Here is an 11,473-nt window from a genome sequence, read left to right on the forward strand (position 1 = left end):
GGATCAGCCCTCCGCGACCAGCCGCAGCACCCGCGCCTCCTCGGGGTCGAGCACCGGCAGGCCGACCCCTACGGTGGCGAGCGCGCGACCGGTGAGCACGGCGCCGTCGGCCGACCAGGTCGGGGCCAGGTCGGCTCCGGGCGGGGGCGGGAGCGCCTCGGCGAGGCGGTAGGTGCGGTCGGGGTCGAGCCCGGTGAGGCGCAGGCGGGCCGGGTGCTGGGTCTCGGTGGCAGCCACCGTCGCGACGACGTAGCAGGCCTCCGACCGGTCGGCCGCGATGATCCCGGTGACCACGACGGCGGGGTCGGGGTGGTCGGGGTGCACGAGCGTGCCGGAGCCGATGAGCGGCCGCACCTGCTTGTGCAGCTCGACCCACGAGCGCAGCTCGGCCAGCGAGGCGTCGTCGAGGCGGGAGACGTCCCACTCGATGCCGAACCAGTGCAGCAGCGCGGTCGCGGCCCGGTAGCGCAGGCTGTGGGTGCGCTTGGTGGTGTGCGAGGTCGGCCCGCCGACGTGCGATCCCATGAGCTCCGGCGGCACGAGCAGCGAGGTCCAGCGCTGCAGGTGCTGGCGCTCTAGGGGGTCGATGGTGTCGCTGGGCCAGATGCGGTCGGTGCGCGAGAGCACCTCGGCGTCGACGCGTCCGCCGCCGGAGGCGCACGACTCGATCTCGAGGTCGGGGTGGGCGTCGCGGAGCTCGTCGAGGAGCCGGTAGGCGGCGAGCGTCTGCCCGTGCACCGCCGGCCGTCCGTCGTGGGTGACGTCGGTGAGGTCGCGGTTGTGGTCCCACTTGAGGTAGGCGATGTCGAGCTCGTCGAGCAGGGTCGTCAGCGCGTCGCGGAGGTCGGCATAGGCCCCGTCGTCCTGCAGGTCCAGCACCTGCTGCTGGCGCCACTCCATCGGCACTCCCGCGCGACCGCGCAGCACCCGCTCGGGGTGGTGGCGCGCGGTCTCGGAGTCGAGGTTGACCATCTCGGGCTCGACCCACAGGCCGAACTCCATGCCGCGGCCCGTCACGTGCGCCACCAGCGGCCCCAGGCCCTGCGGCCAGATCGCCGGGTCGACGGTCCAGTCACCGAGGCCGGCGGTGTCGTCGCGCCGGCCGAGGAACCAGCCGTCGTCGAGCACGAAGCGCTCCACGCCGACGTCGGCGGCCGCGTCGGCGAGCTCGGCGATGCGCTCGAGGGAGTGCTCGAAGTAGACCGCCTCCCACGAGTTGGCGATGACCGGCCGCTCGGTGCGCGCCCGCGGGGTGACCGCGCGGAGGTGGGCGTGGAAGCGGTGGCTCAACGGGTCGAGCCCCGAGCCCGACCACGACCCGAGCAGCCAGGGCGAGTGGTAGGTCTCGCCGGGGGCCAGCACGACCTCGCCGGGCGAGAGCAGCTCGCCGCCGCCGAGCAGGCACTCGCCCTCGGGGGTGCGCTCGGCGTAGTGGGTGTGGTTGCCGCTCCACGCCGCGTGGACCGCCCACACCTCACCGGCGCCGAAGGCGAAGCCCGGGGTGCCGGCGACCATGAGCAGCGTGGCGTCGTGGCCCGTACGACCGTGGCGGGCGTCGCGGCGGTGGGTGCCCTGCACCCAGCGGTGGCGCTGCGGGGCGCGCTCCTTGCACCAGCGTCCGGTGAGGTCGAGGAGCTCGGAGGCGTGCGCGGGGACGGGCAGGGAGGTCAGCACCGAGGCGAGGTGGAGGTCGCCGTCGGCGCTGTTGGTGACCGACGTACGCGCGTGCAGCAGGCCGGCCTCGTCGAGCGCGAGCTGCAGCACCACCGACCAGCCGGCCTCCGGGTCCTCCGAGCGGCAGGTCAGCGACGCGTCGCCCGCCTCGACCTCCCAGTCGACCAGGCTCGGTGCCGCCGCCGTGGCGCTGCCGCCGACCCGCTGGCCGGACAGGGCGGGAGTGCCCGAGTAGCCGCGGGCGGGGTCGGGCAGGGCGCCGGTGCGCCGCGACACGTCGAAGGACGAGCGCGAGATGCCCGGCCGGGTGGCGTCGGCCAGCGCCTGCAGCCCGGCGTCGTCGAGGTCGCCGAGCTCGGCCCCCCAGTGCAGGACGACCAGGATGCCGGTGTCGTCACGGCCGACCACGAGGCTCACGCCGGCGCGGGTCAGGTGGACGGGGGGCGAGGTCATGCGTCCTCCGGGGTGTCGAGGTCTTGGTCGTCGTCGAGGGGATCGACCACCACGAGCTCGCCGACGTGGTCGGCGAGGGCGCCGCTGGCCTGGGCGGAGAGGCCGGAGTCGGTGACGAGCACCGAGGCCTCGGAGAGCGCCGCCATGCTGCTGAGGCCCACCACGCCCCACTTGCTGGAGTCGGCACACACGATGAGGCGGCGCGAGCGCTCGATCATGGCGCGGTTGGTCTCCGACTCGAGCAGGTTGGGCGTGCTGAAGCCGGCGCGCACGTCCATGCCGTGCACGCCCATGAAGAAGGCGTCGACGTGCAGGCTGCGCAGCGACGACACCGCGACCGGGCCGACCAGCGCGTCGGACGGGGTGCGCAGGCCGCCGGTGAGCAGCACCGAGGTCGTGGCCTCGCCCGTGCGGTGCAGCACGTCGGCCACCCACACGGAGTTGGTGACGACCGTGAGGTGGGGGATGCGCGCGATGTGCTCGGTCAGGGCGTGGGTCGTGGTGCCCGCCGAGACCGCGATCGCCATGCCGGTGTGCACGAGCTCGGCGGCCGCCGCGGCGATGGCCTCCTTCTCGCGGCGTCGCTGCACCGACTTGGCGGCGAAGCCCGGCTCGGACGACGAGGGCTCGGCCACGGCCAGCGCACCCCCGTGCACCTTCTCCAGCAGGCCGTCGCGGTGCAGGGCCACGAGGTCGCGGCGCACCGTCATGTCGGAGACGCCGAGCAGCTCGACCAGGTCGGTGACGCGGACCGTGCCGTCACGGCTGAGCTCGGCGAGGATCCGACCGCGTCGCTGGGCCGCCAGCATCAGGCCTCCCGCACCACGGCGACGCCTCCGGCCGCGACCTCCAGGTCGCCGGCGACGTCACGCCCGGTCACCAGGTCGTGCCCGTGCACCGGCACGGCGGCGGGCGCGCCGCCGTGGTTGATCACGAAGAGCCAGCTCGCGGCGTCGCCGACGCGGCGCGTCACCTCGACGTCGGCGCCGGCCCCGGGCAGCTGCTCGACACCGGACTCGGCGACCAGGTGCTCGACCAGGCGGTCGGTGCCGGCGGGGTCCAGCCGCGTCGCGACGTACCACGCGGAGCCGCTGCCGACCTCGCGACGGGTGACGGCCGGCAGGCCCGCGGCGGGGCCGTCGACGTACGTCGCCACGGCCGAGGCGCCGGCGAGCTCGAGGTCCTCGGCCCAGGTGTCGGCGCCGACCGCCGCGTCGCCGAGCCCCTCCACGCGCACCGACTCGCCCTCCAGGAGCGGCAGGAACTCGGTCGTGCGCACGCCGAGCAGGTCGCGGAACGCACCGGGGTAGCCACCGAGGCGGATGTGGTCGTGCTCGTCGACGATGCCGCTGAAGTAGGTCACGACCACCGTCGCACCGGCCTCGGCGGCCGCCGCGACCGCGGCCGCCGCCTCGTCGCTGACGAGGTAGAGGGTGGGCACCACGACCAGCTTGTACGACGACAGGTCGGCGCTCGGGTGCACCACGTCGACGCCCACGCCCTGGGCCGACAGCGCCCGGTGCAGGTCCTCGGCCCGGTCGCGGTAGCGCACGTCGATGCTGGGGTGGGAGTCGAGCTCGCAGCCCCACCACGCCTCGTAGTCGAAGAGGATCGCGGCCTCGTTGCGCGCGGTGCTGCCGGAGACCTCCTCGACGGAGTCGAGCAGGCGCGAGAGCTCGACGACCTCGCGCCACTGGCGGGTGTCGGTGCCGGCGTGGGGCAGCAGCCCGGAGTGGAACTTCTCCGCCCCGGCGCGCGAGGCACGCCACTGGAAGTAGAGCACCGCGTCGGCGCCGTGGGCGACGTGGGCGAGGCTGTTGCGGATCATCTCGCCGGGCTTCTTCGCGCGGTTGCGCGGCTGCCAGTTGACGGCGCTGGTGGAGTGCTCCATCAGCAGCCACGGCCGGCCGCCGGCGGTGCCGCGGGTCAGGTCGGCGCTGAACGCGAGCTCGCGGTGCGAGCCCTCCTCACCGGCGATGACGTAGTGGTCGTTGGAGACCACGTCGAGCTCACGGCCCCAGCGCAGGTAGTCCATCTCCATGGTCTGGCGCATCACCATGAAGTTGGTGGTGACCGGCACGCCGGGCGAGATCCGGTGCAGCACGTCGCGCTCGACGACGAAGTTGTCGAGGAGCTGGTCGGAGGAGAAGCGCAGGAAGTCGAGCTGCTGGGTCGGGTTGGCGTGGGTGGGAGCCACGCGCGGGGGCAGCACCTGGGCGAAGTCGTCGTAGCGCTGCGACCAGAACGCGGTGCCCCACGCGTCGTTGAGGTGCGCCACGTCGTCGTCGTAGCGGGCGCGCAGCCAGTCGCGGAACGCCGCTGCGCTCACGTCGCAGTAGCACCGCGCGTTGTGGCAGCCGAGCTCGTTGGACACGTGCCACAGCGCCAGCGCGGGGTGGTCGTGGTAGCGCTCGGCGAGCGCCGTGCAGAGCGCCAGGGCGTGCTCGCGGTAGATCGGTGAGCTCGGGCAGAACGCCTGCCGGCCGCCGGGCGACAGGGTGCGGCCGTCGTGGGTGATCGGGAGCATCTCGGGGTGGCGCTGGGTCAGCCACGGGGGCGGCGACGCGGTCGCGGTGGCGAGGTCGACCTTGATCCCGGCCGCGTGCAGGTCGTCCATCTGCTCGTCGAGCCAGGCGAAGTCCCACTGGTCGGGACCGGGCTGGAGCCACGCCCACGAGAAGACACCGAGCGTGACGAGGTCGACGCCGGACTCGCGCATGAGCTCGCGGTCCTCGACGTGGGCCTCGCGGGGCCACTGCTCGGGGTTGTAGTCGCCGCCGAAGGCCAGAGCGGGCAGGGGAGTCGGCATGCCGCAACTGTGTCGACCCTCACAGGTGAAAGTCAACGCCACATGGCAGAAAAAGGTTTGGAAATGTTTGATCCACTGCCCAAACGCTCGCCCAGAAGGGTTGACGAGGGTGTGCTCGTCGTCACATGCTGTGCATCCCTGTTTGGTTTTGTCTCAGGAGGACGTCGTGTCACTTTCCCGTTCCAGCGCCATCCCGCGCTCCGCCCTCACCACCATGGCGGCCTCGCGCCGCTCCGTCCTGCGTGGCATGGCGCTCAGCGGCCTCGCCGTCGGTGGCGCCAACATGCTCGCCGCGTGCGGCGGCGACTCGGGCGGTCCGGCGACCGGCTCCGGCGCGACGGTGAAGTTCGGCATCAACGAGGCCGAGGGCTCCGGTGCCGCCTACGACCGCCTCAAGGCGATCGGCGACGCCTACGCCAAGGAGAGCGGCACGAAGGTCGCGCTCAACGCGGTCGACCACAACACGTTCCAGGAGAGCATCAGCACCTACCTCCAGGGCACCCCTGACGACGTCTTCACCTGGTTCGCCGGGTTCCGGATGGCGCAGTTCGCCGAGAACGGCCTGATCACCGACCTGAGCGACCAGTGGCCGATCGACGGCCTCAACGACTCCTTCAAGCAGGCCTCCACGGCGCCCGACGGCAAGCAGTACTTCGTGCCCATCAGCTACTACCCGTGGGCGGTGTTCTACCGCAAGTCGGTGTGGGAGAAGAACGGCTGGACCCCGCCGGAGACCAACGACGACTTCATGGCGCTGATGGACGAGATGAAGGGCAAGGGCGTCACGCCGTTCGCGTTCGGCGACAAGGACGGCTGGCCCGCGATGGGCACCTTCGACATCCTCAACATGCGCCTCAACGGCTTCGACTTCCACATGAGCCTGATGGCCGGCGACGAGCAGTGGGACGGCGACGAGGTCAAGCTCGTGTTCGACACCTGGCGCAAGCTGCTGCCCTACCACCAGGAGGACCCGCTGGGTCGCACCTGGCAGGAGGCGGCGACCGCGATGGGCAAGGGCGAGTGCGGGATGTACCTCCTCGGCACCTTCGTGGTCGACGCGCTCGGCGAGAACGGTGACGACCTCGACTTCTTCACCTTCCCCGAGCTCGACTCCTCCATCGGCGCCGACGCCCTCGACGCCCCCATCGACGGCTTCTGCGTCGCCGCCGCCGGCAAGAACCAGGAGGCCGGCAAGGCGATGGCCAAGTGGCTCGGCAGTGCCGCCGCGGCCGACGCGGGCAACGACGCCGCCGACGCGCCGTTCATCGCCGCCAACTCCGGCGCCAGCACCTCGACCTACAGCGACCTGCAGAAGAAGTCGGCCGAGGTGGTCGGTGCGGCCGCCAACATCGCGCAGTTCATGGACCGTGACACCAACGCCGACTTCGCCAACACGGTGATGATCCCCTCGATCCAGGACTTCCTGAAGAACCCCGACGACATCGACGGGATCACGGCCAGCATCCAGGAGCAGGCCTCCTCGATCTTCGGCTGATGCCCGGACCTGACATGGCACACATCGACGAGGCGCCGCAGCCCACGACCCAGCCTTCGCGGGCTGTGGCGCCGCCGCAGGGCCGGGAGAAGAAGCTCCCGGCCCGGGACCGGCTCACCGTGATCGTCATGGTGACGATCCCGCTGCTCCTGGTGCTCGGCCTGGTCTGGGTGCCGGCGCTGCTGTCCGTGGTGCTGTCGTTCGGCAAGTGGAACGGCTTCGGCGACCTCGACACCATCGAGTGGGTCGGCTTCCAGAACTACCACGACATCGTCACGATCTACCCGGCCTTCTGGCCGGCGATCCAGCACAACCTGATCTGGCTGGGGTTCCTGTTCCTCATCCCCACCGTGCTGGGCATGCTGCTGGCGGTCGTCCTCGACCGGGAGATGCGTGGGAGCCGGTTCTACCAGACGGCGTTCTACATGCCGGTCGTGCTGTCGCTGGCCCTCATCGGCTTCATCTGGCAGCTCTTCTACTCCCGTGACCAGGGCCTGATCAACCAGGTCTTCGGCACGCAGGTGGACTGGTACGGCGACCCCGGCATCAACCTGTGGGCGGTGCTGGTCGCCACGGCCTGGCGCCACACCGGCTACATCATGCTGATCTACCTGGCCGGCCTGAAGGGCATCGACGCCAGCCTGCGCGAGGCCGCGGCGGTCGACGGGGCCAACGAGGTGAAGACCTTCTTCAACGTGATCTTCCCGGTCATGCGCCCGATCAACATGATCGTCGTCGTGATCGTGGTGATCGAGTCGCTGCGCGCCTTCGACCTCGTGTGGGTGATCAACAAGGGCCGCAACGGCCTCGAGGTCATCGGTGCGCTGGTCGCGCAGAACGTCATCGGCGAGGCCACGAGGTACGGCTTCGGCTCGGCGCTCGCGGTGATCATGATGCTCATCTCGTCGGTCTTCATCACCATCTACCTGCGCAACGTCTTCCGTGAGGAGCGCCGAGGATGACCACCGAGACACCGGTCGCGGCGCCGACCGCGCGTCGGGCCACCCCGCCCGCGCGCAAGGAGGGCGGCGTGCTGAGCAAGCGGCGCGGCGCCGTCGCCACCACGATCATGGCGGTGCTGGCACTGATCTGGCTGTTCCCCCTGTTCTGGGCGCTGATCAACTCCTTCCGCGAGTACGACTACACCCAGGCCAACGGCTACCTCTCGTTCGGCGGCTGGACCACGTCGAACTACGAGGACGCGTGGTCGCGGGGCAACTTCGGGCTCCACATGCGCAACTCGCTGCTCATCACCATCCCGGCGGTGCTGCTGACGCTGTGGCTCTCCTCGATGGTCGCGTTCGTGCTGGCCCGGTTCAGCTACCGGTTCAACCTGACCCTGCTGGGGGTCTTCCTGGCCGCCAACCTGCTGCCGCCCCAGGCGCTGCTGATCCCGGTGTTCCGGATGTTCCGCGAGATCCCGCTGCCCTACTTCATGAGCGACTCGGGCTCGATGCTCAACAGCTTCTGGGCGCTCATCCTGGTCAACACCGCCTTCCAGATGGGGTTCTGCACCTTCGTGCTCAGCAACTACATGAAGACGCTGCCGCACGAGATCTACGAGTCCGCCGAGCTCGACGGGGCCAGCGTGTGGCGCCAGTACTGGCAGCTCACGATGCCCCTCGTGCGTCCCGCGCTGGCCGCGCTGGCGACGCTGCAGGTGACGTGGGTCTACAACGAGTTCTTCTGGGCGACCGTGCTCATCCAGCAGGGCGACAAGCTGCCGGTGACCTCCGCGCTCAACAACCTGCGCGGGCAGTTCTTCACCGACACCAACCTCGTCGCGGCGGGCTCGATCATCGTCGCGCTGCCGGTGCTCGTGGTGTTCTTCGCCCTGCAGAAGCAGTTCGTCTCCGGGCTCACCCTGGGCTCGACGAAGGGCTGACCCAGACGCCGGACCGCATCACGCGTGCGACCTCGAGGTGCTCGTCGAGCACCACGAGGTCGGCGCGGCGTCCGGCCTCGAGGGCGCCCACGTCGTCCAGGCCCCACGCACGGGCCGGGGTGGCCGTCGCGGCCGTCACGGCCTCGAGCAGCGGCACCCCGGCGCGTACGGCCTCGCGCACCGCTGCGACCAGGGTGAGCGTCGAGCCGGCGATCGCTCCGAGCCCTGGCCCCCCGGCGAGCCGGGCGACCCCGTCGCGCACCTCGACCGCCTGGCCGCCGAGCCGGAAGTCACCGTCGCCGAGCCCGCCGGCGGCCATCGCGTCGGTGACCAGCACGCACCGGCCCGGCCGCGCCGCGAACACCGCGCGCAGCACCGCCGGGTGCAGGTGCGCGCCATCGGCGACGAGCTCGACGTCGACCGGCGCCTCGAGCAGCGCACCGACCGGCCCGGGCTCGCGGTGGTGCAGCGGCCGCATCGCGTTGAACAGGTGGGTGCCCATGCCGGCGCCGGCGTCGATCGCGGCTCGGGTGACGTCGTAGGACGCGTCGGTGTGGCCGATGGCGACCACGACCCCTGCCGCGCGGATCCGGCGTACGGCCTCGATGCCGCCTGGCAGCTCGGGTGCGATGGTCACCATCCGCACCGCGCCGTCACCGGCCGCGAGCAGCGTGTCCACGGCGGCCGGGGACGGGTGGCCCAGCAGCTCCCGGCGGTGGGCGCCGGCGTGCAGGGGGCTGAGCCACGGACCCTCCAGGTGGATGCCTGCGAGCACCCCGTCGTCGACGAGCGGCGCGAGCCCGCGCACCGCCCGTGCCGTGCGGTCGGGTGCGTCGGTGACCAGGCTCGCGGCCAGTGTGGTGGTGCCGTGCCCGAGGTGGGTCGCGGCGGCCGTCGCTGCCGCCTCCGCGCCCTTGTCGTACGACGCCCCGCCGCCGCCGTGGACGTGCAGGTCGACGAACCCGGGAGCGAGCGTCGCTGCGCCGAGGTCGAGGTCGGCCGTGCGTGGGGGCGCTCCCGCCCCGACCGCGACGACGCGGTCGCCGGCCACGTCGACCCAGCCCGGCGCCATGTCGTGCGTCGGGGTGAGGACGTGCTCGGCGGCCAGCAGCATCAGTCGACGGCGCCGTCGCCGACCGTGCGGGCGTGCGGGCGTCCGGGGTCGTCGAGGGCCGGCCCGGGCTCGCCGGCGCGGAGCGACTCGAGCTGGGCGCAGACGGCCGTGCCGTAGAAGAGCGCGATCGAGCAGAGCAGGGCCCACAGCAGGAGCGCGAAGATCCCGGCCAGGGGGCCGTAGACGCCGCCGCTCGAGCCGATGAGCGAGACGTAGGCCGCGAGGCCGCCGGTGGCGACCGCGCTGAGCACGACCGCGATGCCCGACCCGAGCGCGAGCCACGACAGCGCCGGCTGGCGGCGGCGCGGGGCGTGGTCGAGCAGCACGGCGACGGTGAGGACGAGCAGGGCCAGGCCGATCGGCCAGCGCAGCGCGTTCCACCAGTCGAGCGTGGTGTCCGACCAGCCGTAGGTCTCGACCATCGCGTCGCCGAGGGCGCCACCCCCGACGATCATCACGAAGCCGGTGCCGACGGGACCGGCGAGCACCGCGGTCAGGACGGCTGCCCGGCCGTACTTCCGCAGCGCCTTGCGGTCGCGGCGGATGCCGTAGATCCGGTTGGCGCCGCGCTCGACCTGCGCCATCGCCGTGGTCATCGACATGAGCGCGAAGGCCAGACCGAGGACGAGGGCCACCTCGCCGACCTGCTCGGACTCGTCGCTCTTCTCCACCGCGGTGGTGAGCGCGTCCCCGTTGCCCGCGCCGGGTGACAACGAGTCGACGACGTGGGCCACGACCGCGGCGGGCCGCTCCTCGTCGATGTCGGAGGCCAGCCCGGTCAACGCCAGCAGGAACGGCACGACGGCCAGGCAGGCCTGGAGCGCGAGGGCCCGGGAGTTGGTGAACCCGTCGCCGAAGCGGAACCGCACGAACGACTCGACCGCGATCGCGCGCAGGCCGTGGTGGCGCGCGAGGTGCCAGGCGTCCATGGCGTCGAGCTCGTCACCGTCCATCTCGGTGGTCACGGGCACGGTCCGCGCGGTCGTCATGGCCGAACCCTAGGGCGGGGAAGGGTCCTCGGTCAGGCCGGCGTCGGGGGTGCGGTGGCCGGCGGAGTCTCGGACGATCAGCGTCGCGGGCAGCCGGACCTCCCGGGCGGGGAGCGAGGGGTCGGCGATCCGCTCGTGGAGCATCGTCGCTGCGCGGGTGCCGAGCTCGGTGAGCGGCTGTGCCACGACGGTGAGTCGCGGCCGGAAGAGCGTGGCCCACGGGAAGTCGTCGAAGCCCACCAGGCCCACGTCCTCCGGGACCCTCAGCCCGAGGTCGGAAAGCGCGCGCATCGCGCCGATGGTCATCGCGTTGTTGCCGGCCACGATGGCGGACGGCGGGTCGGCCAGGCCGAGCAGGCGTGATGCCGCCTCGTAGGACGACTGCTCGTCGGAGCCACCCACCACGACGAGATCGGGGTCGGGGTCGAGGCCGTTGCGCTGCACCCCCAGCTCGAACCCGGCCAGGCGCTCGCGGCTCGTGCCGAGCCCCGGAAGGCCCGCGATGAAGGCCACCCGCGTGTGGCCGCGGCCGGCGACGTGGTCGACGAGCTCGGCGACGGGCTCGACGTTGTGCACGCCCACCGAGTCCGCGGCCAGCGTGCCGGTGTCGGCGAAGCGGTCGACCAGGACCGTTGGCACGTTGCGGCGCTCCAGCAGGTCGAACGTCCTGGCCGGCGACGCCGAGGGGGCGAGGAGGATGCCGTCGCAGCGACGCGCGACCAGCTCCTGGACGGCCATGAGCTCCCGTTCGGGATCGTCGTGGGTGTCGACCAGCAGGACGGTGCGCCCCATCGCGGAGACCTGGCGCTCGATGGCGCCGACCACTTCAGCGAAGAACGGGTTGGAGATCGCCGCGATCGCCAGGCCCACCGTCTGCGTGCTCCCCGTGCGCAGCGAGCGCGCGATGGAGTCGTTGACGTAGCCAGTGCGGTGGATGGCCCGCCAGACTGCTGCCTCGGTCTCCGGCGCGATGGCGCGGGTGCGGTTGATGACGTGCGAGACCGTGGACTGCGAGACCCCCGCCTCCCGCGCGACCGCCTGCATCGTGACCATG

9 protein-coding genes are annotated in these 11,473 nt (G+C 72.1%); 3 read left to right on the plus strand and 6 right to left on the minus strand.

What is annotated here, in order from left to right:
• Positions 1–3: 3 nt before the first annotated feature.
• The 3 genes from ASG76_RS14035 to ASG76_RS14045 are packed head-to-tail and all read right to left on the minus strand — an operon-like array spanning position 4 to position 4,936.
• Entirely contained in the window at positions 4–2,127 is a 2,124-nt protein-coding gene (locus tag ASG76_RS14035) for an alpha-galactosidase (protein ID WP_056604519.1), read from the minus strand.
• Positions 2,124–2,936 (minus strand): DeoR/GlpR family DNA-binding transcription regulator, encoded by an 813-nt coding sequence (locus tag ASG76_RS14040; protein WP_056604524.1) that lies wholly within the window; start codon positions 2,934–2,936, stop codon positions 2,124–2,126. Before ASG76_RS14040 ends, ASG76_RS14035 begins: the two co-directional genes overlap by 4 nt.
• Positions 2,936–4,936, minus strand: a complete 2,001-nt coding sequence (locus ASG76_RS14045; RefSeq protein WP_056604526.1) for a beta-galactosidase — start codon at positions 4,934–4,936, stop codon at positions 2,936–2,938. The genes ASG76_RS14040 and ASG76_RS14045 overlap by 1 nt, the downstream gene beginning before the upstream one ends.
• 166 nt (positions 4,937–5,102) lie before the next feature.
• On the opposite strand from ASG76_RS14045, the gene ASG76_RS14050 reads away from it, so the two are divergent.
• The 3 genes from ASG76_RS14050 to ASG76_RS14060 are packed head-to-tail and all read left to right on the plus strand — an operon-like array spanning position 5,103 to position 8,316.
• On the plus strand, positions 5,103–6,431 hold the full coding sequence (locus tag ASG76_RS14050) for an ABC transporter substrate-binding protein (protein ID WP_056604529.1): 1,329 nt from the start codon (positions 5,103–5,105) through the stop codon (positions 6,429–6,431).
• Positions 6,431–7,393: a carbohydrate ABC transporter permease gene (locus tag ASG76_RS14055; protein WP_200948190.1), complete on the plus strand. Its 963-nt coding sequence runs from the start codon at positions 6,431–6,433 to the stop codon at positions 7,391–7,393. The genes ASG76_RS14050 and ASG76_RS14055 overlap by 1 nt, the downstream gene beginning before the upstream one ends.
• Complete coding sequence (locus ASG76_RS14060; RefSeq protein WP_082587556.1) at positions 7,390–8,316, plus strand: carbohydrate ABC transporter permease; 927 nt, start codon at positions 7,390–7,392, stop codon at positions 8,314–8,316. The genes ASG76_RS14055 and ASG76_RS14060 overlap by 4 nt, the downstream gene beginning before the upstream one ends.
• On the opposite strand, the gene nagA is transcribed toward ASG76_RS14060, so the two are convergent.
• Genes nagA through ASG76_RS14075 form a run of 3 tightly spaced genes read right to left on the minus strand, consistent with a single transcriptional unit; the run spans position 8,291 to position 11,472 of the window.
• A complete protein-coding gene (gene nagA, locus ASG76_RS14065) occupies positions 8,291–9,430 on the minus strand; it encodes an N-acetylglucosamine-6-phosphate deacetylase (RefSeq protein WP_056604538.1) in 1,140 nt (379 codons plus the stop codon). The genes ASG76_RS14060 and nagA overlap by 26 nt on opposite strands.
• On the minus strand, positions 9,430–10,419 hold the full coding sequence (locus ASG76_RS14070) for a YihY/virulence factor BrkB family protein (protein WP_056604540.1): 990 nt from the start codon (positions 10,417–10,419) through the stop codon (positions 9,430–9,432). The genes nagA and ASG76_RS14070 overlap by 1 nt, the downstream gene beginning before the upstream one ends.
• Positions 10,420–10,428: 9 nt before the next feature.
• Complete coding sequence (locus ASG76_RS14075; protein ID WP_056604543.1) at positions 10,429–11,472, minus strand: LacI family DNA-binding transcriptional regulator; 1,044 nt, start codon at positions 11,470–11,472, stop codon at positions 10,429–10,431.
• Between the last annotated feature and the right edge of the window lies 1 nt (position 11,473).

It is taken from the genome of Nocardioides sp. Soil774, from assembly GCF_001428125.1.
Taxonomy (GTDB): Bacteria; Actinomycetota; Actinomycetes; order Propionibacteriales; family Nocardioidaceae; genus Nocardioides.

Coding starts and splice junctions, on each gene's coding strand:
- ASG76_RS14035 (WP_056604519.1), bottom strand. CDS start 2,127: ATGACCTCGCCCCCCGTCCACCTGACCCGCGCCGGCGTGAGCCTCGTG.
- ASG76_RS14040 (WP_056604524.1), bottom strand. CDS start 2,936: ATGCTGGCGGCCCAGCGACGCGGTCGGATCCTCGCCGAGCTCAGCCGT.
- ASG76_RS14045 (WP_056604526.1), bottom strand. CDS start 4,936: ATGCCGACTCCCCTGCCCGCTCTGGCCTTCGGCGGCGACTACAACCCC.
- ASG76_RS14055 (WP_200948190.1), top strand. CDS start 6,431: ATGCCCGGACCTGACATGGCACACATCGACGAGGCGCCGCAGCCCACG.
- ASG76_RS14060 (WP_082587556.1), top strand. CDS start 7,390: ATGACCACCGAGACACCGGTCGCGGCGCCGACCGCGCGTCGGGCCACC.
- nagA (WP_056604538.1), bottom strand. CDS start 9,430: ATGCTGCTGGCCGCCGAGCACGTCCTCACCCCGACGCACGACATGGCG.
- ASG76_RS14070 (WP_056604540.1), bottom strand. CDS start 10,419: ATGACGACCGCGCGGACCGTGCCCGTGACCACCGAGATGGACGGTGAC.
- ASG76_RS14075 (WP_056604543.1), bottom strand. CDS start 11,472: ATGGTCACGATGCAGGCGGTCGCGCGGGAGGCGGGGGTCTCGCAGTCC.